17 protein-coding genes are annotated in these 23,411 nt (G+C 64.1%); 11 read left to right on the forward strand and 6 right to left on the reverse strand.

All coding sequences use genetic code 11. The features are described from left to right. Positions 1–10 precede the first annotated feature (10 nt). Positions 11–1,423: an aldehyde dehydrogenase family protein gene (locus HUK72_RS08130; protein WP_218035927.1), complete on the reverse strand. Its 1,413-nt coding sequence runs from the start codon at positions 1,421–1,423 to the stop codon at positions 11–13. 63 nt (positions 1,424–1,486) lie between these two features. Next, positions 1,487–3,232, reverse strand: coding sequence for an acetolactate synthase catalytic subunit (locus HUK72_RS08135; RefSeq protein ID WP_255325782.1), 1,746 nt, complete (start codon positions 3,230–3,232; stop codon positions 1,487–1,489). Positions 3,233–3,534: 302 nt separating this feature from the next. Here HUK72_RS08135 and HUK72_RS08140 point away from each other — a divergent pair, with 302 nt between their 5' ends. The 4 genes from HUK72_RS08140 to HUK72_RS08155 all read left to right on the forward strand — a co-directional run bounded on the left by HUK72_RS08140 (position 3,535) and on the right by HUK72_RS08155 (position 8,431). After that, on the forward strand, positions 3,535–5,643 hold the full coding sequence (locus HUK72_RS08140) for a TonB-dependent receptor (RefSeq protein WP_176596338.1): 2,109 nt from the start codon (positions 3,535–3,537) through the stop codon (positions 5,641–5,643). A 69-nt stretch (positions 5,644–5,712) separates the two neighbouring features. Beyond that, positions 5,713–6,288, forward strand: coding sequence for a VOC family protein (locus HUK72_RS08145; protein ID WP_176596339.1), 576 nt, complete (start codon positions 5,713–5,715; stop codon positions 6,286–6,288). A 72-nt stretch (positions 6,289–6,360) separates the two neighbouring features. After that, positions 6,361–7,161 (forward strand): SDR family NAD(P)-dependent oxidoreductase, encoded by an 801-nt coding sequence (locus HUK72_RS08150; RefSeq protein WP_176596340.1) that lies wholly within the window; start codon positions 6,361–6,363, stop codon positions 7,159–7,161. A 4-nt stretch (positions 7,162–7,165) separates the two neighbouring features. Continuing rightward, positions 7,166–8,431 carry an MFS transporter gene (locus HUK72_RS08155; RefSeq protein WP_176596341.1) on the forward strand — a complete coding sequence of 422 codons (1,266 nt, stop codon included), beginning with the start codon at positions 7,166–7,168 and terminating at the stop codon, positions 8,429–8,431. Positions 8,432–8,438: 7 nt separating this feature from the next. On the opposite strand, the gene HUK72_RS08160 is transcribed toward HUK72_RS08155, so the two are convergent. After that, entirely contained in the window at positions 8,439–9,425 is a 987-nt protein-coding gene (locus tag HUK72_RS08160; RefSeq protein WP_176596342.1) for a phosphotriesterase, read from the reverse strand. 407 nt (positions 9,426–9,832) lie between these two features. Between HUK72_RS08160 and HUK72_RS08165 the strand changes: the two genes are divergently transcribed. Further along, the gene (locus HUK72_RS08165; RefSeq protein ID WP_176596343.1) at positions 9,833–12,211 is read left to right on the forward strand and encodes a TonB-dependent receptor; all 2,379 of its coding nucleotides are present in this window, start codon (positions 9,833–9,835) and stop codon (positions 12,209–12,211) included. Between the two features lie 59 nt (positions 12,212–12,270). Here the strand turns inward: HUK72_RS08165 and HUK72_RS08170 are convergent, their stop codons facing one another. The 3 genes from HUK72_RS08170 to HUK72_RS08180 are packed head-to-tail and all read right to left on the reverse strand — an operon-like array spanning position 12,271 to position 15,008. Next, a complete protein-coding gene (locus tag HUK72_RS08170) occupies positions 12,271–13,110 on the reverse strand; it encodes an alpha/beta fold hydrolase (RefSeq protein WP_176596344.1) in 840 nt (279 codons plus the stop codon). Positions 13,111–13,112: 2 nt separating this feature from the next. Next, on the reverse strand, positions 13,113–14,015 hold the full coding sequence (locus HUK72_RS08175) for an alpha/beta hydrolase (RefSeq protein WP_176596345.1): 903 nt from the start codon (positions 14,013–14,015) through the stop codon (positions 13,113–13,115). 18 nt (positions 14,016–14,033) lie between these two features. Further along, positions 14,034–15,008 carry an NAD(P)H-quinone oxidoreductase gene (locus HUK72_RS08180; protein ID WP_176596346.1) on the reverse strand — a complete coding sequence of 325 codons (975 nt, stop codon included), beginning with the start codon at positions 15,006–15,008 and terminating at the stop codon, positions 14,034–14,036. Positions 15,009–15,289: 281 nt separating this feature from the next. On the opposite strand from HUK72_RS08180, the gene HUK72_RS08185 reads away from it, so the two are divergent. From HUK72_RS08185 to HUK72_RS08210, 6 genes are all read left to right on the forward strand, one after another. Further along, on the forward strand, positions 15,290–16,516 hold the full coding sequence (locus tag HUK72_RS08185) for a serine hydrolase (RefSeq protein WP_218035928.1): 1,227 nt from the start codon (positions 15,290–15,292) through the stop codon (positions 16,514–16,516). 131 nt (positions 16,517–16,647) lie between these two features. Continuing rightward, positions 16,648–17,844, forward strand: coding sequence for a serine hydrolase (locus HUK72_RS08190; RefSeq protein WP_176596348.1), 1,197 nt, complete (start codon positions 16,648–16,650; stop codon positions 17,842–17,844). Positions 17,845–17,854: 10 nt separating this feature from the next. Next, positions 17,855–18,442 (forward strand): PAS and helix-turn-helix domain-containing protein, encoded by a 588-nt coding sequence (locus HUK72_RS08195; RefSeq protein ID WP_218035929.1) that lies wholly within the window; start codon positions 17,855–17,857, stop codon positions 18,440–18,442. A gap of 134 nt (positions 18,443–18,576) precedes the next feature. After that, positions 18,577–20,670, forward strand: coding sequence for a TonB-dependent receptor (locus HUK72_RS08200; protein WP_176596349.1), 2,094 nt, complete (start codon positions 18,577–18,579; stop codon positions 20,668–20,670). 12 nt (positions 20,671–20,682) lie between these two features. Continuing rightward, complete coding sequence (locus tag HUK72_RS08205; RefSeq protein WP_176596350.1) at positions 20,683–21,855, forward strand: acetyl-CoA acetyltransferase; 1,173 nt, start codon at positions 20,683–20,685, stop codon at positions 21,853–21,855. 2 nt (positions 21,856–21,857) lie between these two features. Next, on the forward strand, positions 21,858–23,399 hold the full coding sequence (locus HUK72_RS08210) for a class I adenylate-forming enzyme family protein (RefSeq protein ID WP_176596351.1): 1,542 nt from the start codon (positions 21,858–21,860) through the stop codon (positions 23,397–23,399). The last annotated feature ends 12 nt before the right edge of the window (positions 23,400–23,411 follow it).

Below are 23,411 nucleotides of genomic sequence, written 5' to 3' on the forward strand. Positions count from 1 at the left end.
GAGCCTGCCGTCAGGCGGCCTTGTTGATCGCGATCGCCTGGGGCGCGGTAAATTCCAGCAGTCCGGCAAGGCCATGTTCCGCGCCAAGGCCCGACTGCTTCCTGCCCGCGAACACGCGATCGGGCGACATGGTCTGGATTTCGTTGATCCAGACGGTGCCCGCCTCCAGACGCGGCGCCATTTTCCGCGCAAGGTCGATGTCCTTGGTCCAGACGGAAGCGGCAAGACCGAACGCGCCCGCATTGGCGCGGTCGATCACTTCATCGACATACTGGAATTTCAGCACCGGTACGACCGGGCCGAAAGGCTCCTCCACAACGATCCGGGCGTCGTCCGGCGGATTGTCGATGACCGTGACGGGTATGAAGAAGCCGGGACCATCCCACTCTCCCCCGCCCAGGGCAAAGCGATGTCCCCGGTCGTGCGAGTCCGCGATCAGCGCCTTGATCCTGTCATATTGCATGCGGTTCTGGACCGGCCCCAATTGCGTTGCGGGATCGCTTCCGCTGCCCATCCGGACGGTCCCGGCATAGCGGACGAACGTCGCCAGGAAGGCGTCATATATGTCCGCATGCACATAGATGCGCTTGGCCGCGACGCACAATTGGCCGCTATTCTGGAAAGCGCCCCAGAACAGCGCCTGCGCCGTCGTCTCCACATCCACATCGCACAGCACGATCGCCGCATCATTGCCGCCCAGTTCCAGCGTCAGCCGCTTGAGCGTGTCGGCCGCGCTGACCATGATCTTCTTGCCGGTCCCGGTCGACCCGGTGAAGGATATTTTCGCGACATCGGGATGGCTGGTGAGCGCCGGTCCAATGTCGTCCGCGCCGGATATGACATTCACCACGCCGGGCGGCAGGACGGACTGCAGCAACTCGCCCAGGCGCAGCGTCGTGAGCGGCGTGAAGGGCGACGGTTTGACCACGATCGTATTGCCGGCCAGCAGGGCGGGCAGGATCTTGAACGCAACGATCATCAACGGATAATTCCAGGCGGTGATCGCCGCGACGACGCCCAAAGGTACATGATGCACCTCGACCGTGCGTTCGGCCGTGTCCTCGATGATGTCGACGGGAATATCCATCCGCGCAAAGGCCGTGCACCAGTAAATCGAGCCGTCCAGTTCGCCCTCCGCATTGGCGCGCGGCTTGCCCTGCTCATGGATGAGAAGGCCGATCAGCTCCTCGCGATGCGCGGTCATGCAATCGGCTATCGCCCGGATGTGATCCTGCCGTTCGGTGAGGGAGAGCGCCACCCATGCCGGGAAAGCCGCCTTCGCCGCCGCCACCGCTTCGTCCACCTGATCGAGCGTCGCCCGCGGCGCCTGCGCGAACACGTCACCCGTTGCGGGGTTTGTGACGGGCAGCATGGCTGCGGCGGACACCGAGCGGCCACCGATCGTCATTGGAAATTGGCGCATATTGCCGAACATCCCTCTCTCATCCGCGCTTGTTATGGCTGGCCAGGCGCCAGCCCGGCGCGCTTATTTCAGGTTCATCTTCGCCTCATTGCCGTCCCACAGCTTGGACGGCGCATAGGCGTCGGGATCGACGATCACGTCGAGCACGGTGGTGACGTCCGCGTGGAGGGCAGCCTCCAGCGCGGGCTTGAGATCGGCGGGATCGACGATCACCACGCCCAGCGCGCCCGCAGCGCGCGAGACGGCGGCATGATCGACCGGGCAAAATGCGATCGCTGACGACGTCTTGCCGTAGAAGAGATTCTCCGCATGCCGCTGATAGCCGAGCAGGCCGTTGTTGAGGACGATGACGACCACGGGTATCTTCTCCCGCACGCTCGTCTCGATTTCCGACCAGACATGGGCGAACCCGCCGTCACCGACGATCGCCACGACGCGCGCACCGGGCGAGGCGAGCTTTGCCCCCATTCCGAGTGGCATGCCCCAGCCCAGCCCCGCCATGCCGCGCGGCAGCAGGAAGCGCTGCCCCGTGCGCTTGGCCGTCAGATAGCTGGAGACCCAGATCGAGGCGTAGCTGGCATCGGCCACCACGATGTCGTCGGGCGTCAGCAGCGCATCGAGTTCCGCGAGCATGCGCTGCGGCAGGATGGGCGTCTGATCGGACGCGAATATCGGGGCCATCACGGCCCTGTGCCGGGCGCGTCCCTCGGCAATCTGGCGCTTAAGCGCATCGGCGCCTTCGATCCGCAGCGAAAGATCGACCTCGCCCAGCGCTTCGGTCAGATCGTCCAGCGCGAGCCGGGCGTCACCGACAAGGCGGGTCGCCTCATAGGTGCGCCCGACCTCCATGCTGTCCACATCGATATGGATGTAGCTCGCGTCGGGCGCCGTCAGGCTCCATCCGTCGGTGCCATTCTCGTTGGTCCGCGACCCCACCAGCAGCACGACATCGGCGCCGGATATGATCGGCAGATGGAAATGCGCTGGCCCTTTCTCCCCCGTGACGTTCGCCGCGACGCCCAGCGACAGGGGATGATTCTCGTCGATCGCGCCCTTGCCCATGTTGGTCGTAGCCACCGGCAACTGGCCGCGCTCCGCCAGCCTCACCAGCGCCTGCGCAGCGCCGGAGAGATGCACGCCGCCCCCCGCAATGATCAACGGCGAGCGCGCTTCCGCCAGCAGCCTGGCCGCCTGGCGCACATTGCCCCGGTCGGGGCGTGCCCGGTCGAGCGGAAACAGGCCATTGTCACGTCGCCGGGCGAACCGCGACGGCTGCGCCGGCATGTCGAGCACGTCACGCGGCAACAGCAGCACAACCGGACCAGGACGGCCGGAATTGGCGGCCGTTATCGCCAGATCGACATAGTCTTCGGCCCGGGCGGGATCGTCGATCCGTCTCGTCCATTTGGAGACGCCCGCGAACAGGGCGAAATGGTCTATCTCCTGAAAGGCGTTGCGATCCCGCAGCGACGCCGGCACCTCCTGCACCAGCACCAGCATGGGAACGGACGCCGTCATCGCTTCCGACATGGGGGCGATCGCCAGCGTCGCGGCGGGGCCATTTTGCGCGACAAGGACGCTGATCCGGTTGGTGATCCGCGAAAAGCCGTCGGCCATCACGCCGCCGGCATTTTCCGTCCGGTAGAATATCTGGCGCATGCCGGCCTCCTCGGCCGAAATGCTGAAGGAAATGGGATTGCTCTGGCCGAAAAACATTGTGATGCCGTGCCGCTTGAGCGACGCGGCTATGACGTCGGAAACCTTCATGTGGACCCTCTCTCCAGTGCGCGAGCAGGCAGTCCCCGGCAGGCGGCGGGCGCATGCGGCGAAATGATGGTCGCCGCTCGATGCGCGTCATTCCCGTACCGGGTCAGACCCCCAAGAAATCGCTTGATGTCCGCTCCCTATTCGGTGCGGGCGCTGGCTGCGTCCAATTCCTTTTGGCCAAGGGGCATCCCTGCGGGTCATGCCCCTCGCAAGGACGCCGCCTTCCCGCCAAGAGTCATTCCTGTCAGGAATAGCCCTACAGGAAGAGCGATTTGCCGTGGGATATGGAGGGGAGCAGTAAGGAAGCCACACAATGAAAACGGATTAGGACGAGGGGAAAGATGATGGCGAAGCGCAAAGCTGCGATCGGGCTGCTTTCGACGACATTCATGGCGGTGCTAACCGTGCCGGCCTATGGCCAGGAGGGCGATGCTGGCGCTCCCGCGCTTGGAGAGATCATCGTCACCGCGCAGAAACGCTCGGAATCCCTTCAGAATGTTCCGCTATCCGTGTCCGCCCTGGGCGGCCAGGCGCTCGAATCCAGCTCCGTCACCAGCGTCAACGACGCCCTTCGCTCGGTCCCCGGCGTGACCAGCTACAACTCCTTCCAGGGCGGCATGACGAAATTCGCGGTGCGCGGCGTCGCGTCCAATCCGTCGCTCTTCAACGGCAGCAGCGTCGTTGGCTATTATCTCGATGAGATTCCGTTCGCCTTCGCCCGCTTCCCGGTATCGCCCGACGCCAACGCCTATGACATGGAACGGGTGGAGGTCCTGCGCGGGCCCCAGGGCACTCTTTACGGCGCCAATGCGCTCAACGGCGTCGTGCGCGTGCTGACCCATGACGCCGACCTGGACGATGTCCAGATCAAGGCCCGCGCCACGGGATCGACGACCCGAAACGGCGGCGAGAGCTTCCGCGGCGACGCGGCCGTGAACATCCCGCTGATACCCGGCAAGCTCGCGCTGCGCGCCGTCCTGGGTTATGCCGACACGGCCGGCTGGATCGACCTGCCCGTTGCCGGCATCCAGGATGTAAACGACGGCAAGACCAAGAATCTGCGTTTGAAACTGAACGCCGAACCGACCGACAATCTCAAGGTGGAGGGTCTTGTCTGGCTCAACCGCAACGAGATCGGCTCTTCGAACAATTCACGCGACGACCGGACCTGGCTCGCCCGCTTCCGGCAGCCCGCCAATACCAATTTCGACGCCTATGGCCTCACGCTTTCCTATGATTTTCCGACCTTTTCGATCCTGAGCGCAACGAGCCACATCAAGTTCCACAATGCGAGCCTGATCGATGCCCCCGTCGGCGGCGCAAGGCACTGGACCGAGCTGGGCGCGAGATTGTGGTCGCAGGAGCTGCGCGCTGTCTCGACGGGTGAAGGCCCATGGGGATGGTCGGTCGGCGCCATTTATCGCGACGCGCAGGACAATCAGCGGCAGCGTTTCGACACGCTGAATTCCGGTCTCTGGCTCGATTTCGACTATGGCTCCAAATCTTATGCGCTGTTCGGTGAGATCAGCCGGAAGTTCCTGGACGACCGGCTGACCGTCACGGGCGGTCTGCGCTATTACAAGGACAAGACCAGCTATCACGAAAATGCCTATTGGAACACCAATCCGCTGCTGCCCGATCGTCGTGAAGCCTTCGATGCCGTCACCCCACGGGCCGTCATTTCCTTCCGCCCGAACACGAACCTTTCGCTCTATACCAGCTATTCTCAAGGGTTCCGAAGCGGCTTCAGCCAGAACGGCCTTGTGCTCAGGATCACCGACGCGGCGCAATCCGTTCGCCCCGACCGCCTGCACAATTACGAAGTCGGCGCCAAGGGCAAGCTGCTCGATGGTCTGCTGGAATTCGACGCCTCGCTCTATTATATCGACTGGAAGGACACGGTTCAGGTCCTCAATGTCATCGTCAACACCCCGGTCGGCGTGTTCGGGGTCAATCAGGCGATCAATTCCAGCTCCGCCAGCGGCCTGGGCGCCGATCTGGCGGTGACCCTGCGCCCGGCGCGCGGCTTCAACATCGGCGGCACCGTCAGTTGGAACAATCTGGAGTTCGACCGGGACGTCTATTCGGGGACGGCCGTCCTCTTCCGCAAGGGAACGCGGCTGCCCGAGTCCGCGAAGCTGACAGCCACCGGCCAGATCGGCTATAATTTCGACATATCGGACGATTACAACGCCAGCTTCTCGGCGGCGGTGACGCATAGCTCCAGCATCTACAATACGGCCGGCTTCACCCTGTTGCAGGGCGACAACATCACCAAGCTCGACCTGGAGATGAAGCTGAAGTCCAAAAACGGCTGGAGCGTCTCCCTGTTCGCGGACAATATCACCGACGAAGATGGGCGCATCCGCCGCGTCGGCCCGCAGCCGGTCAATGACTATGCGGACAGGCTCCGCCCGAGGACCGTCGGCCTGCAGTTCGAATTCGAGATGTGACCGGACCGGATGAGGGCGCCGCGCCATGGCGCCTGCGTCCGGTCCCGTCCTCCCCAAGGAAGGAATAGCATGCCCCCAGCGCCGATGGGCCATCCCCAGATCAATTCCGACTTCATCCAGATATGCTTCGTCGTGGAGGATCTGGAGGCCGCCATGGCCGATTACTCCCGGATCTTCGGCGCCGGACCATGGTTCCTCTATGAGGAGCCCTCCCCCGAACTGGATCGTACCCTGTATCGCGGCAAGCCGACGGTGATGGGCACCAGGGTTGCGCTGGGCTATGCCGGCGACATGATGTTCGAACTTGCCTGCCCGCGCCCAGGCATGCCATCCATCTTCCAGGAGGTCGCGCAACGGGACGGCTATGGCCTGCATCATTTCGGCCTGGCTGTCGGAGACTTTGACGATGTCGCGGCCACTCTTGAGGCTGCGGGCCTTGAAAGCCTGCATTTCGGCGTGACCGCGCGCGGCGCGCGATGCGTGATGGTGAGGCGGGACGGCGCGCCGCATGCGATCGAGGAATTTATCGAGATGATCCCGGCCAGTCGCGCCTTCTACGCCTTCATGAAGAAATGCGCGGCGGAGTGGGACGGCGTCTCGCTGGTCTATGACGGACCGGCGCCAAGCGACGTCATCCTCAAATGAGCAGCCCCATGCGGCGCGCATGATCGACAGATACCGGGCGAGCGCCCGACGCGGAGAAGGACGAGAATGACAATGACCTCTCACCCATTGGCGGGGCAGAACGCGATCGTGACGGGCGCGGCGCGTGGCCTTGGTCGTGCCTATGCGCTTCGCCTGGCCCGGCTTGGCGCCGATGTCGCGATCCTCGACGCGAACCTGCGCTCGTTCGAGGATTTCGAGCAGGAACGATCGGCCATGACCGCCGAGTCCACCATGGCGGAAGTCGAGGCGCTGGGTCGCAGAAGCATCGGCATAGAGGTCGATGTCACGCGATCCGAGGACGTCACGGCGGCGATCGACAAGGTCGCGGCGACCCTTGGCAGCGTGGACATCATCGTCTGCAATGCTGGCGGCGGCATGGGCAGCCTTGCGGAAACGGGCGGCAGCGTCCTTCAGGACGATGTGCTGGACGCGGTGATCAAGCGCAATCTCTATGGCACCATGTATTGCTGCCGCGCCGCCGCGACCCACATGAAGAAACAGGGTTCCGGCCGGATCGTCACCAAATCCAGCCTAGGGGCGAAGCGCCCCGAACTTGATGGCGGCTATGCCCATTATGGCGCGGCGAAGGGCGGGATCGAAGCCTATACACGCTATCTGGCGCAGGAGCTTGGCCCCTACGGCATCACGGTCAACTGCATCGCGCCCGGTGTCATCCGGACTGGCAGGACAGCCCCCATCCACGACTCGCTCGGCAGCGAAGCGGTCAACAAAATCTCGCTGCGCCGCTTCGGCACGCCGGAGGATTGCGCCGGTGTCGTCGAATTCCTCGTGACGGACCTGGGCGCCTATGTGTCCGGGGCGACCATTCCGGTCGATGGCGGCTTCTTCTAGGCCGATGGCGGGACGCGCACGCGAGATGATGGCCGGCGACGGCGTCAAGGCCACCGGCCCCACATCGCTGGAGGAGATGCGCGCCCATTGGCGCATCATCGTCGGCGTCATCCTGGGATTGAGCGCGGGCGTCACCTCCACCCTCGGATATAGCCATGGCCCATTGATCGCGCCGTTGGAGGCTGAATTCGGATGGTCGCGCGCCCATCTGTCGCTGGGCATCACGGCATTCGGCTTTGCCCTGCTGTTCACCGGTTCGCGATGGGGGGCGTTGGCCGATAGATTTGGCGCGCGCAAAGTCACGGTCATCTCGCTTCTGCTGTACGCCATCTGCCTGTTCGCCACGCCCTTCCTGATCCGCGTCCTGCCCTTCTGGTTGGTCTATTTCATGAGCAGCATCCTGGGCGGCGGCGCATCCGCCGTCACATTGACCAAGCCGATCAATGACCATTTTTCGCGTGCGCGTGGCCTGGCGATCGGCATGGCTTTCGCCGGCATCGGCCTCGGGGCCTTCTGGGTGCCGCTGGCCACGATGTGGCTTATCGACACTGGCGGGTGGAGGTTGGCGTATAACGGCATGGCGGCGATGGCGCTGCTCGCAGCGCCGATCCTCTGGTATCTGCTCGCCCAAAGAGCGCCCGCCGCTGCATCGACGACGCGGAAAGACATCGACGCCGTCACGCCGGGCCTTACTCTTCATCAAGCCGTCCGGACGGCGGACTTCTGGGTCTTGATCGCGCTCGGCACGGCACTGACGCTGGGCATCGTCGGGATGACGACGCATCTCGTGCCCCTGATGCGCGGAGCCGGCGCCTCTCCCCAATATGCGGTTGGCATCGCGTCGATCCTGGGGCTTTCCTCCATGGCGGCGCGGCTTCTGGTCGGCGCCGCGCTCGACAGGATTCATGGTCCCGCCATCGCCATCATCGTCCCGCTGGTCGCATCCGCGGGCGTCCTGCTGCTCATGACCGGCACGGCAATGGCGCCCTTGGCCGTACTGCTGATCGGACTCGCCTTCGGATCGGAGGTCGACATGGTCGCATACTTCACTTCGCGCTATTTCGGTCGCAGGGAGTTTGGCGCGATTTACGGCTGGATGTTCGGCACCTTCGCGATTGCTGGCGGCTGCGCGGCCTATATCTCCGGCGCGCTTTACGATCATTTTGGCGATTACAGGATCGCGATGATCGTCTGCGTGGCGCTGACGGCCATCGCGGCTCTGCTGGCCACCCGGCTTGGGCCTTATCGCTATGCGGCGGGCAATCACTGACACCTGCCTATACGCGGCGTCCAGCGGCCGTCCAGGCATCCTCGAAATAGCGGCGCGGGTTGCCGATGACGACCTCGTCCAACTGTTCGGGCGACACGCCCTGGCTGCGCAGCACCGGGAAAATATTCTCGAACAGGTGCGTGATCTTCCAATCCGGCATGGCTGCGCTCAGCTCCGCCGGGGTCATGGCGCCCACGCCGCCCTTCCAGCAATTGACCGTGTCGTGCGACACCATCACGCGCTCCCCATGGCCATGATCGAGCATCGCCTTGAGGTTGCGAATACGGATTTCGTCCGCAATCTCCAGCACGGCGCCGAAGCGATCGAAGCCGACATAGGCCCCGCGTTCGGCAAGCGATCGCTGGTAGGGCGGATCGTCCGTGCCGCAGCTATGACCGACGAGCAGGCTTGATGGCGCGACTCCTTCCCCGGTCACGATGTCGATCTGGTCGTGGCCGCATGTGCACCGTTCGGTATGGGACAGGATCGGCACGCCGGTGATCCGCGCAGCTCTGGCGGCGGCAGTGATGACCTTACGCTCATAGTCGGTGACGACGCCCTCGCCGGTCGCGATCTTGATGATGCCGCACCGGATGCCCGTTTCCCCGACGCCATCCTCTATCTCCTTCACATAGGCTTCGACGATCTGATCGACCGACAGGGCAGCGAAGGTGAAGGAAATGCCCATCGTCTCGGCATAGGCGCCCGTCGCGCAGATCAGGTTGATGCCGCTCCTCTGCGACACTTCGGCCATGAACTCGACGTCCCGCCCCAGGTCCATCGGACAGGGATCGACGACCGTCTTCACCCCATGCTGGTGCAGCCCCTGAAATGCATCGACGACACGCTCGATCGCTTCCTTGCGCTTGAAGGGCGGCTGCCGCGCATCCATGAACCAGCCGGGAAAGCCGACCAGCACATGCTCGTGGATCAATGTCTTGCCGAGTGCCTCCGTCGTGCTTCGGCCAGTCACCATGTTGATCGGGACGGACATGCGGTTCCTCCTTGCCTGGCGCCAAACCAACGACGCCGCCTTTCGCGACGAGTACGGGACCATAGCGGCGACCGTCGGGTCCAATTCCTTTTAGGGTGGAGGCTTGCCCCTCCATCATGGTCGTCCGCCCCCTCACGCGGCCATGACCCGCGGAAATATCCTGCAATGAAAAGTGATTGGACGGCGCGAGGCCGGCGGCGCATCTGCCGCATTCAAGAATAGAAACTGACCAGGCCAGTCAGACAAGGGAGGGGAAGGATCACCGACGTGATCCGGCCAATGGTCCGTGCTGCGCCATGTGATTTGACGGCACCGCGTTCCTTGCGGGCCGGACCCTGCACGGGACCGAACACCCCCTCCCCCACTGCCGATCACGCAACGCCAGTTCTGAACATGGGGAGGAAAATATGCCTGAAGCTACCGAATATCGACCTGCGAAGACCCGCCGGAGATCGGCGCGCCTTCATGCGACGCTGCTGACAGGCGCCGCGATGGCGCTGCCGACCGCCGCCATCGCACAGGGCCACGCCGCAAGTCCGGACGGGTTTGACGAGATCATCGTGACGGCCAACAAGCGCGAACAGTCGGCCAGCTCCGTCGGCATGAGCATCAACGCGGTGTCCGGCGAGGAACTGCGTGCCCTGAACGTCAACAGCGTCCAGGATCTGGTGAAGATCGAACCCAGCTTCGTCGTCGGGCAGAGCCTGCTCGGCACGCCGGTCTACACGATCCGCGGCGTGGGCTATAATGCTTCGACCACGGCCTCGCCGGATGCGGTCAGCGTCTATGTCGATGAGGTGCCGGTCGCCTTCAATGCCATGGCGAAAGGCGCGACGCTGGACCTGGAGCGGGCCGAAATACTCAAGGGGCCCCAAGGCACGCTCTTCGGACAGAATGCGACGGCGGGCGCGATCAACTATATCGCCGCGAAGCCGACGGACGCCTTGTCCTACGGGATCGAAGGCAGCTATGGCCGGTTCGGGGCGGCGAATTTCAACGCTTTCGTCAGCGGGCCATTAAGCGGCACGGTCAAGGCCCGGCTTTCGGCCACGACCAGCCAGGGCGGCGGCTGGCAATATTCGACGACTCGCGATGACAAGCTGGGCGACAAGGACTTCGCCGCGGTACGTCTCCTGCTCGACTGGCAACCGTCGGACAGCCTCAAGATCGCGCTCAACCTCAATGGCTGGTGGGACAATTCCGAAAATCAGGAACCCGCCTTCTACGCGCTCGCGCCCTCGGTTCCCGCCTTCCTCGATCGCATTCCCAACCTGCTGACCGAGCAGCCCTCCTCGCGCGATCCCCGCGCAGCCAACTGGCAGGCGGGGACGCATCCGGCCAATAATCAGGATTATTATCAGGCGGCGCTCCGCGCTGATTATTCCGTGTCGGACGCGACGACGATCACCTATCTCGCGACCTATCAGCATTTCACCCAGGATGACGTCCATGACCAGACCGGCGCGGATGTCATTTTCAACGCCCGCACCAATGCGCGAATCGAAGCGACGGCGCAGGAATTGCGCGCCACTGGCACGCTGTTCGACAAAAGGCTGCAATGGCTGGTGGGCGGCACCTATTCGACCGTGCGCGATCGCGAGGACCAGTTCGACCTCGTCACGCAATCCACCAACGCCTTCGTGCTCACCGGCCTCGTCCCCGAACCACTGAACCTGGTTTCGGAATCGATGACGCAGGACATCGATACCAGGGCGATCTTCGGCAATCTGGAATATCATGTCTCCGACAGGCTCAGCATCCATGGCGGCATCCGCTGGACCCGCTCGGAAAACGACCATAGCGGCTGCTCGCGGGCGCAGGACGACGTCTATGGGGCCGCTTTCACCGCCCTTCAGTCGGGCTTGAAGGGCGGGGTCGGCGTCGTCCCGATCAACAAGGGCGATTGCTTCACATTCGACAACAGCTTCACGCCCACGCTGGTCCGCGATGCGCTGAACGAGAGCAACATGTCCTGGCGGGCCGGGATCGACTTCACGCCGGTCGAGCGGACGCTGCTCTACCTGACCGTCAGCAAGGGCTATAAGGCGGGCAGCTTCCCCAATATCGGTGCGGCTACCATCACCACGCTGGCGCCTGCCGTCCAGGAATCAGTGCTGGCCTATGAAGCGGGCATCAAATCGCGCCTCTTCGACAACAGGGTCGATATTGAAGGCGCCCTGTTCCGCTACGACTATCGCGACAAGCAGCAGCAGTTGCGCGCGCCCGATCCACTCGGCGTCTTCGGCTTCCTGAACGCGACGCTCAACGTGCCCAAGGCCCGCATCACCGGCGCGGAGCTGTCGATCAAGGTTCGGCCCGCCGCCGGCCTCACCCTGAGCGGCGCGGCAACTTACATCGATTCCAAGGTGTCCGGGGATTTTCTGAGCGTCAACCAGTTCGAGAATATCCTGATCAACTTCAAGGGAGAGCCGCTCCCCAACACCCCCAGATGGTCGGCATCGCTTGGTGCCCGCTATGATTGGGACATCAGCGACCGCTGGCATGGCTTTATCGGCGCGGATGGCCGCTACCAATCGCGGACCCAATCCTATTTCGGCACCGCCAATGCGATCGCGCACGGCTATCCGTCGCAATATAATGCCAGCTACGCGCTGCTCAATCTGCGGGCGGGTGTGGAGACCGGGGACGGCCGTTGGCGGATCCAGCTCTTTGGCGACAATGTGACCAACAGCTATTACACGACGCAGGCTGTCCGCACCGATACGGTCGCGCGATTCACCGGCATGCCCGCGATCTGGGGCGTGAGCGTCGGCTATCGCTATTGAAAGACAGGAGGGGGGCCGGCATCCCGGCTCCCCTCCCTCCATGGTAACCGATCAAGGGATCAGGCGTTCGCCCCGGCGGCCTCGGCATGATCGACATGCGCGAAGAGAAGCGTGATCACCTGGTCGGGGACTTCCAATATGGGGCTATGCCCGCAAGCGCCCAGGCGAACGAGGGTCGCGTTCGGCATATGCGCGACGACCTCTTCCGACCAGCTTGGCGGACGCACGCGGTCCTCCATCCCGGACAGCACCAATGTCGGCGCGTCGATCGACGGCAGGGCGTGGAGCACGCCCGGCCGTTCCACCACGCCGATCATCGGCGCAAGCCCCGACACGCCTACCCGCTCCATAAATGCGCGCCAGTGCCGCAGCATGGGCTGTTTCGAGGGATCGGCAAGGGTCGTCCTGCCGAACAGCGCCTCCATCAGAAAGCCCGTCCGTTCGCCCGCAATGCCCAGCGTCCGGCTTTCCGCGATCCATTTTTCGGCCCAAAGCCGCTGATCTTCAGGCTCCGCCCGCGCCGATGAGCCCATCAGCGTCAGGCTGCGCGCCAGTTCGGGCCTGCGGAGCATGAGCTGGAAAGCCACGTCTCCGCCCATGGACTGCCCGATGAGATGGATGTCGCGCAGCGCCAGCGTGTCGCACACCGCCGCCACATCCCCCGCGCATGTCTCGATGGCGATCGCCCGTCCGGCCGGACGGCCGCTGCGCCCCTGCCCCCGGAAATCCGGCCGGACGACGCGGTAGCAGCCCTTGGCCTCGACCATCAAGCGATCGAACATGCTGTGATCGAACCAGAGCGAATGCAGGCACAGCAGGACCGGCAGCGACGGTTCGCCGCTGTCGGCCACGAAGATGGTCGTTCCGTTCAGGTCCATGATCGTCCCAAGACCGGCCATCGTCACACCCCTCCCTTCAACTGGCGCCGCATCCAGGCGCCTGCGCGGGCATTGGCGGCTGCGCCATCTTCTATCTCTTTGGCGAACCAGGGAAAGATATGGATCAGCCCTTGCCAGACATGCAGTTCCACTTCGCCGCCTGCCATGGCGAGACGATCCGCCAGCCGCGTGGCGTCGCTCAGCAACACCTCGTTGGCGCCAGCGTCGATCATGGTCGGGGGGAAGGCGTCGAAGGAGCCGAACAGCGGCGATGCGCGCGGGTCGGCCGGATCATGCGCGCCAAGATAGATGCGGGCCAGGTCCGAGAGCGCGGCACGGCTGAGCAGCGGATCGCTGGCCGCGCGGCTGTCATAGGATGCGCCCGATTGGGTCAGGTCGGCCCAGGGGCTCATGGCATAGATGCAGCCGGGACCGGCCTGGCCCCGCGCAAGGGCATCCTGCGCCACGGCAAAGACGATGCCCCCGCCAGCGGAATCCCCCGCCAGCGCGATCCTGCCAGGATCAAATCCCTGTTCGATCAGCGCCTGATAGGCGGCGCAGCTATCCTCGATCGCCGCCGGGAAGGGATGCTCGGGCGCCAGCCGGTAATCGGGCAGGAAGCCGATGATGCCAGCCGCTTCGCAAAGGGCGGCGGCATAGGCCGCATGGCCGATCAGACTGCCGCTGGAATAGCCCCCGGCATGGTAGAAGATGATGGCCGCATCCTCATCCGCATCGGCCGGTACGATCCGCAGGCTGGGCACACCGCCCAGATCGACGGGGCTGGTCACGCATCCCGACGGCAACGGCACGGAGCTTCCATAGTCGCGCTCGATAGTCCGGGTCTGCTCGACCGGCATGTTCACATTGGGATCGAACAGATCCAGCACCGGCCGCAACGCGGCCAGCTTGTCTCGTTTTTCCATGATATACTCGCTTTCCAGCTATCGGGTCGACAGGACCACTTTTCCGAACTGTTGCCCCTGCTCCAGCCAGAGATGCGCCTTGGACGCCTCTTCGAGAGCGAAGGTCCGGTCGATGGGGATGGCGACGCGCCCCTCCTCCACCCACGGCCAGACATGCTGCCGGATGGCCGCCGTCAGGCGCGCCTTCTCCTCAGCGGGCCGTGCGCGCAGGGTCGATGCGGTGATCGTCAGGCGCTTGAAGATGATGTCGAAAAGATCGACGGTCACGGTGCCGCCGCCAAGCGCCGCGATCTGCACCAGCCGGCCGTCCGGATTGAGCGCCGCGACGTTCCCGACGAAATAGTCGCCCCCGACCATGTCGAGCACGATGGCCACGCCGCCCTCGGCGCGGCAGCGTTCGGCAAAATCCTCCCGCGCGACGTCGATCGCGACGTCGGCCCCAATCGCGATGGCGCGCCGCGCCTTTTCGGCGCCGCGCACCGTCGTCAGCACGCGCGCGCCGGCGGCTTTCGCCATCTGAATGGCGGTCACGCCGATCCCGCTATTGCCGCCATGGATCAGCACCGCTTCGCCAGCGGCAAGCCGCCCGCGTTCGAACAAATTGGCATAGACCGTGAAGACTGTCTCCGGGAGGCCGGCGGCCGCCTCCAGCGCGAGGTGATCGGGGACCGGCAAGGCGTGCCGCGCATCGACCACGGCATATTCGGCATAGCCGCCGCCCGACAGCAATGCACAGACCCGGTCGCCCACACGCCATTGATCGACCCCGCCCCCCGGCGCCTCGACGACGCCGGCGACCTCCAGCCCCAGGATCGGGGATGCGCCGGGCGGCGGCGGATAATATCCCTCCCGCTGCGCGATGTCCGGCCGGTTCACCCCGGCTGCGGCCACCTTGATCAGCAATTCGCCGGATTTCGGCTCCGGCTTTTCGGCGTCCACGACCTGCAATGCCGATGCCGGCCCCTTCCCATCGGCTATATCGATCGCGCGCATGGTCCTGATCCGTCCTCTCCAAATCCCCTTCTCACGCTGCCTTCCCGCTCATCCTTGCGCATGACCGCGCAGACCGGGACAGGATGGGGAAAGGACCGGGGAATCCACGCCGCGAAGCTGAAGTCCCCCCTCCGCCAAGTCCAATCGCTTTTCAGGGCTGGGCATGAAGGCGGGGCATGGCGCATGGGACGATGACTTCCTCTCATCGAGCGTCCGGCAAAGGAATTGGACTGCCGATGGCGGGGCAGGCACCTCATTCATCACGTCCGCAAGGATGGACCATGGACAAAAGGTTCAACGTCGGCGTCGGAGAGAAGATGCGTCCCATGAATGACAGTCCCCCGGCCAAAGGCGGTTTCACGCTCGATTCCGACTGCCGTCTGGCTCCCGGCTTCGAAGCGGTGGGGGACGCGTTCACCGCGAATTTCGAGGATGGTCTCGATATTGGCGCCGCCTTTGTCGTGACGCTCGACGGAGCCGTCGTGATCGACCTGTGGGGCGGGCATATCGACCAGGCGCGGTCAGCGCCGGTCCGAAGCGATACGCTGTTCGCCATCTGGTCGGCCACCAAGGGCGCGACGGCCACCTGCATCGCCCTGCTCGTCGAGCGGGGCGCGCTGGACTATGAGGAACCTGTGGCAACCTATTGGCCAGCGTTCGCGGCGAACGGGAAGGGCCGGATCACGCTCGCCCAACTGCTGTCGCATCAGGCGGGTCTGTGCGGCGTCCGAACGCCGATCACGATGCAGCATTATTACCGCCATGACGGCCTCGCAGACTTGCTGGCCCAGGAAACGCCCTTTTTCGAACCCGGCACGGCCTGGGGTTATCACGCATTGTCGCTTGGCATATTGGCCGACGAACTCATCCGCAGGGTGGATGGCCGGACCGCTTCGCGCTTCTTCGCGGAGGAATTCGCGCAGCCGTTCGGCCTCGACATGTTCATGGGGCTGCCCGATGCCGCAAGGGCAAGGTTGGCGCAAACGATCGTCCCGGACGGCGATCGACAAATGTCCCTGCCATCCATCCCCAACGCCGCCGCCTTCGCCGCAGCGTTCCAGAACCCGTCCATCGACGCTGGCTATGCCAATGACCCCGCATGGCAGGCGGCCGGCATTCCGGCCGGCGGCATGACGGCCAATGCGCGCGGCCTCGCCCGGCTCTACGCCATTCTGGCCAATGACGGAAAACTGGACGGATCAGCGCCGCTTTCCCGCGCCACCATCGCCGCCGCGTCCCGTCAACGCATAGAGGGCGTGGATCAGGTCACGGGCAACAACCGCCGCCATGCCGCTGGCTTTCACCTCAACGAACAAGGCTGGATGGGACCAAATGACGACGCCTTCGGCCATGCCGGATGGGGCGGATCGATCGGTTTCGCAGACCCACGATCGCGGCTCAGCGTCGGCTACACCGTCAATCGCATGCGCGTCGCGGGGCCGGGCCGGATCGACGAGAGGATCGAGAGGCTCGTCGCCGCCGTCTATGCGGCGATAGCCCGGATGTAGCGGCGCCAGGTCATGACCACGGCTCATGCCCATTCCGCAAAAATCATTCGACGCAGGACATTTCCGTCATCATCGTTCCGCCGACAGCCAGCTTTACCGTCAGGCGGGCAAAGAGCAGAGAGATTTCATCCATGACTGACGATATTGCCTTGGCATCCCCAACGGGCATTTTTCTTGATCCGCACGTCTATATCGCACCGGGATTCGAACCCGTCGCGGACGCCTTCGCCGCCAATTTCGAAGCCGGGCTGGAAGTCGGCGCGGCGTTCGTTGTGACGTTGGAAGGCGAGATCGTGGTCAATCTGCGGGGCGGCCATGCCGACAAAGCCCGGACCGCGCCTGTTGGCGAGGATGCGCTTTTTGCGATATGGTCCGCCACGAAGGGGGCCACGGCCACTTGCATCGCCCTGCTCGTCGAACGCGGACAGCTTGACTATGAACAGCCGGTTGCGACCTGGTGGCCCGAATTTGCCCAGAATGGAAAGGCCGCGATCACGCTGGGCCAGATGATGGCGCATCAGGCGGGGATCTGCGGCGTCCGGACGCCGGTCACGATCGAGGATTATTATGGGCATGATCGCGTCGCCCAGTTGCTGGCGGCGGAGACGCCCTTCTTCGAGCCGGCAACCGCGCTGGGCTATCATGCACTGACGATCGGCGTGCTCGTCGACGAATTGATCCGCCGGGTCGATGGCCGTTCCGCATCCGACTATTTCCGCGAGGAGATCGCCCTTCCCCTGCGCCTCGACATGTTCATGGGATTGCCCGCCACGGAGCGGTCCAGGCTGGTCGAAACCATTCCGCCCAGCGGCGAAACGCAATATTCGCTGACCGTCATTCCCAATCAGGCGGCGTTCGACGCCGCCGTCCTCAACCCGCAACTGGTCGCATCTTGGGCCAATGATCCCGACTGGCAGACCGCCGGCATTCCCGCCGGTGGCATGATGGCGAGCGCGCCGGGCCTTGCGCGCCATTATGCCCTGCTCGCCAATGACGGGCGACTGGGGGATGTGGCGTTGCTTTCGCCCGCGACGATCAAAGCTGCCTCGCGGCAGCGCGCCGAGGGGATCGATCAGGTGACCGGACTCCAGCGCCGCCTGTCGGCCGGTTATCAGCTCAATATCAAGGGCCGGATGGGGCCGGACAAGGGCGCGTTCGGCCATGCCGGATGGGCGGGGCCGCTTGGCTTTGCCGATCCCGCGAACCGCGTCAGCATCGCCTATATGGCGAACAACATGCTGATCGACGATCCGGAGGGCATGGACCTTCGGCTCGCCCGGCTCATCCCCGCCACTTATGCTGCGCCGGCCCTCAACCGGCCGGCATGAACAGGCCGTCATGCACGCCTCCCCGGTCGATATGCGTGACGGCATCGATCCCGCTTTCGTGGCGTTCGAGTTCGCGCAGGACGGGCTCATCTATACCGAGCGGCGGATCATAAGGCGCGCCAATGCGGCGTTCGCCGCCATGTTCTCGCTCACGCCCGCAGCGGTGGAGGGACTGTCCCTTGACGCGATCTACCCCTCGCCCGAACGGGCAAGAGAGCGGGTCGCGGTCTGGCAATCGACCTTGCGGATCGGCCCCTATGGCGACGAGCGGCTGATGATGCGGCATGGCGGACAGCCATTCTGGTGCTGCGTCAGAGGCCGTTCCCTGACACCCGACGATCCTTTCGCACGGGGCGTTTTTTCCTTTTCCGACCTGTCCGCCCGATGGATGCTGCCCGATCTGTCGCCCCGCTCGCGGCAGGTCGCGCTGCTCCTGTGCGAAGGTCTGACGGCCAAGGAGATAGCCCGCGACCTCGGCCTGTCCTTCCGCACGGTTGAGGCGTGTCTGGCGCGATTGAAGAAGCAGCTCCGCGCCCGCAACGTGGTGCAACTGGTCAGCAAACTCTATGCTTCGGGCGTGGTTCTCCACGCCCATTGACCGCCCCCGCGCGGCAGGCGCAGCGTATTTCTACGGCATTGGCATCCCGCCTGCAGATCGTCATGACTGCATGATCGCAGCCGACCGGAAATGGGTCGCGCGGCGAAGATCATAAAATCGGCGGGAGGATGACTATGTCGCTCAAACAAGGGCTTCTTGCCTGTTCGGCTGTGATTGCAATCACTTCGGGCGGGTCAGTGCAGGCACAGGATAGCACTTCCTCGCCGCCGGAGATCATCGTGACGGCCCAGAAGCGATCGGAATCACTGCAGAATGTGCCCATCTCGATCACGGCGGTCGGTACGGCGTCGCTGGAGTCCGGCAGCGTCGACAGCGTGAACGACGCGCTACGTTCGGTTCCCGGCGTCGCCAGCTTCAACACCTTCCAGGGCGGCATGACGAAGTTCACCGTACGGGGCGTCACGTCCAACCCATCTCCCTTCAACGGCGCCGCCGTCGTCGGCTATTATCTGGATGAAATCCCCTTCGCCTTCGTGCGCTTCCCCTATTCGCCCGACACCAGCGCCTACGACCTGGAACGGGTAGAGGTACTGCGCGGCCCGCAAGGCACGCTCTATGGCGCCAGTGCGCTGAACGGCGTCGTCCGGGTCCTGACCAAGGATGCGGATCTGGACGACGTGCAGGTCAAGGCCAGGGTCAGCGCTTTCACGACCCGTGCCGGCGACGAGAGCTTCAAGGGCGATGCCGCGATCAACCTGCCAATCATTCCCGGCAAGCTCGCGCTGCGCGCCGTGCTGGGCTATGCCGACCTGGGCGGCTGGATCGATCTGCCCAATGGCGGCATCCGCGACGTCAACGACAGCAAGACCAAGACCCTGCGCCTCAAGCTCAATGCGGAGCCGGTCGACGGGCTGAAGATCGAGACGCTGGCCTGGTTCAGCCGCAACGAAAGCGGATCGTCCAACTCGTCCCGCGACGATCGCACCTGGCTGGCGCGCTTTCGCCAGCCCGCGACCGCCGATTTCGACGCCTATGGCCTCACGCTGTCCTACGACTTTCCGACCATGTCGGTGCTGAGCGCGACCAGCTATATCGACTTTTCCAACAGCCTGCTGCTGGACGCCCCAGTCGGCGGCGACCGTTTCTACCAGACGCTCGGGTCGAAATTATGGTCGGAGGAGCTGCGGCTGGTCTCGACAGGCGAGGGACCATGGCAATGGTCTTTGGGTGGCATCTATCGCGATGCGAAGGACATACGCGACCAGAGGTTCGACAAGACCTTCCCCCTGCCCCTCGATTTCCGCTTCGGCTCGCGGTCCTATGCCCTGTTTGGCGAGCTGTCGTGGCGGCTGCTGGACGACCGGCTGACGATCACCGGCGGCCTGCGCTACTTCAAGGACCGCCAGACCTATCACGAAAACGGCTTCTTCACGCCCGGCCCGCTATTGCCCGACCGTGTCGACACATTCGATGCCATCACGCCCCGCGCCGTGATCTCCTTCCGGCCCAACCGCGACATCTCGGTCTATGCAAGCTATTCGCAGGGTTTCCGCAGCGGCTTCAGCAATGACGGCTTCCCACTGCGCCAGTTCGCCGCCACGCCCGCGGTAAAGCCGGACCGCCTGCATAATTTCGAAGCAGGCGCCAAGGGCAGGTTGCTGAACGGGCTTCTGGACATCGACAGCGCCATCTATTTCATCAAATGGAAAGACACGATCCAGATACTGAACAATATCGTCGTCGGTCCGACCGGCACCTTCGGCGTGCAATCCGCCCTCAATGCCGGATCAGCGAGCGGCATGGGCATCGATCTTGGCGCAACGCTCCGACCCGTTGCAGGGTTGGACATCGGCGGCACGATCAGTTGGAACGACCTGAAGTTCGATCAATCCATCCCGTCCGGAACGGTGATCCTGTTCGACAAGGGCGACCGGATGCCGGAATCGCCCAAACTGACGGCAACGGCCCAGATCGGCTACGGCTTCGACGTCAGCGATGCCTATAGCGCCCGCTTTTCCGCCAATCTCAGCTATTTGTCGAAAAGCTACAGCCTGGGCAGCATCGACAAACATTATGGCGATGCGATCACCCAGCTCGACCTGAACCTGAAGCTGTCATCCCGCAACGGATGGAGCCTCTCCCTGTTCGCCAACAACCTGTTCGACGAGGACGGCCGTGTCCGCGTGAACACCCTGCAACCCGTGTCCGACTATGCCGACCGGCTGCGCCCGCGCAGCGTCGGCGCGCAGTTTGAAATCGAAATCTAGGAGTTGTCCCGCATGACCGCCGCCACCAGCGCCACGATCGTGGGATGGAGCCATACGCCCTTTGGCCGTTTCGACGCTCTCTCGATCGAGGATCTGATCCTCGACGCATCGCGCCGGGCGCTGGCCGATGCCGGGATCGGCGGGAAGGATGTCGATGCCGTCTGGCTCGGCCACTTCAATGCGGGCCTTGTCGATGACGGCTTCTGCGCCTCCATGGTGCTGGGGGCGGATGCCGATCTTCGCTTCAAGCCGGCAGTCCGATGCGAAAATGCCTGCGCGTCAGGATCGGCAGCCCTCTATGCTGCAATGGACGCGATCGACGCTGGACGCGTGCGCGTCGCATTGGTGGTCGGCGTCGAGAAGATGAGTGGACTGGACCGCGATGGCGTGACCGCCGCCCTTGGCCGGGCCGGCTATCGCCCTGAGGAAGCAAGCCTGTCCTTCCCCGGCATTTTCGCTGGCTTCGCCCGCGCCTATGGGGATCGCCACACCGATCCGGTCGAGGCCATGGCCCGGATCGCGGTCAAGAATCATGGCAATGCGATCGACAATCCGCTGGCCCAGATGCGCAAAGCGCTCAACCTCGATTTCTGCCTGCATCCATCGGATCGCAATCCCATGATAGCCGATCCGCTGAAGATGACGGATTGCTCGCTCGTTTCGGACGGCGCCGCAGCGATCGTGCTCGTGCATCGAGACCTTGCGCGGCAGTTCCGACGGGCTGTGGGGTTCCGGGGCTTCGCGCAGGTGAATGATTTGCTGCCCCTGTCGGCAAAGGACCCGATCGCCTTCGAGGGGCCCCGCAAGGCCTTCGACAAAGCCTATGCGCAGGCGGGCGTGACCGTCCGCGACCTCGACTTCGCAGAGGTGCATGACTGCTTCACGATCGCGGAACTGCTCACGGTCGAGGCGATGGGCCTGTGCGCGCCCGGCGAGGCGCCCGCCCTGATCCGGGATGGCATCACGGAAAAGGATGGCAGCTTGCCGATCAATCGGTCGGGCGGTCTCAAGGCCAAGGGGCATCCCATCGGCGCGACCGGCGTGTCGATGCACGTCATCGCCGCGCGCCAACTGACTGGCGAAGCGGGCGCGATGCAGATCGCCGGAAGCGAGTTGGGCGCCTGCTTCAACATGGGCGGCGCTGCCGTCGCGAACTATGTCTCGATCCTCGAACGAGTAATCTGACGATGAATGTAGCACTCTGGCTCCAACGCACGGCTCTTGCCACGCCCAAGGCTCCTGCCTTGTTTCGCGGCAAGGAGCAGGTTGCGGACTACAAGCAGTTGGCGGCGCGGTCCGCCGCCATCGCGCAGGGCCTTCGCGCGACCTATGGCATAGAGCCGGGCGACCGCGTGGGCATATTCATGGCCAACACTGTCGAATATCTGCCGCAACTCTTCGGCATTTGGTGGGCCGGTGCGGTCGCGGTGCCGATCAACGCCAAGCTGCATGCGGTCGAGGCCGCCTGGATCCTATCGAACGCCGGCGTGAAAGCCGCCTTCGTGGGTCATGACGGCATGATGGACGGATCATCGGCCAGCCCTGATGAGGCTGGCTTCCCACAAGTGGTTGCAGGCAGCGCGGAATATCGGGCGCTGCTCGATCATCCGGCGCTGGCCGATCCGGCCGATCGTTCCGACACGGATATGGCATGGCTCTTCTATACCTCCGGCACCACCGGGCGGCCCAAGGGCGTGATGCTGTCCCACGGCAACCTCATCGCGATGACACAGGCCTTCCTGCTTGATGTCGATCTGCCCAGGCGCGGATCGTTCAACTATTATGCCGCGCCGATGTCGCACGGCGCCGGCCTCTACTGTCTTGCCCATGTGCTGCGCGGAAACGGCCATGTTGTGCCGACATCCAAGGGCTTCAGTCCCGCCGAACTGCTGGCGCTGGCCGAGCATTTCGGGGACCTCTCCCTTTTCGCCGTGCCGACCATGGTCAAGCGGCTCACGGATCATGCCCGGCAATGCGGGGCAAATGGTGCGGGCCTCGGGACGATCGTCTATGGCGGCGGCCCGATGTACACGGCGGACATAGAGGCGGCGACGACGATTTTCGGACCCCGCTTCGTCCAGATCTACGGTCAGGGCGAAACACCGATGACGATCACGACATTGTCGCGGGCCACAATCGCGGATCGGACGCATGCCGACTGGCGCGACCGGCTCGCCTCGGTCGGCATGCCCTTCACCGCGACGGAAGTGCGCGTCACCGACCAGTCCGGCCAACCACTGCCCCCTGGCGAGACGGGCGAGATATTGGTGAGGGGCGCCACGGTCATGCAGGGCTATTGGGATATTCCCGAAGCCACGGACGCCGCGCTGCGCGACGGCTGGCTGTGGACCGGCGATATGGGAGCATTGTCGCAAGACGGCTATCTGACGCTCAAGGACCGATCGAAGGACGTGATCATATCGGGCGGCTCCAACATCTACCCGCGCGAGGTCGAGGAAGCCCTGCTGACGCATCCCGATGTGGAGGAAGCCTGCGTCATAGGTTATCCCGATCCGGAATGGGGAGAGGAAGTCCTTGCCTTCGTCGTGCCGCGGGCTGGAGCGGTTCTCGATGAAGCTATATTGGACGCGCATTGCCTCACGCGGATCGCGCGTTTCAAGCGCCCCAAACAGTATCGATTTGTCGCTGACTTGCCGAAAAGCGATTATGGCAAGATCCTGAAAACAGTGCTTCGCTCCCGATTGGAAACAGAAACGCCAAGCCGTTAGACTTGGATATGC

This window comes from Sphingobium sp. 15-1, from assembly GCF_013375535.1.
In the GTDB taxonomy this organism is placed as follows: Bacteria; Pseudomonadota; Alphaproteobacteria; order Sphingomonadales; family Sphingomonadaceae; genus Sphingobium; species Sphingobium aromaticivastans.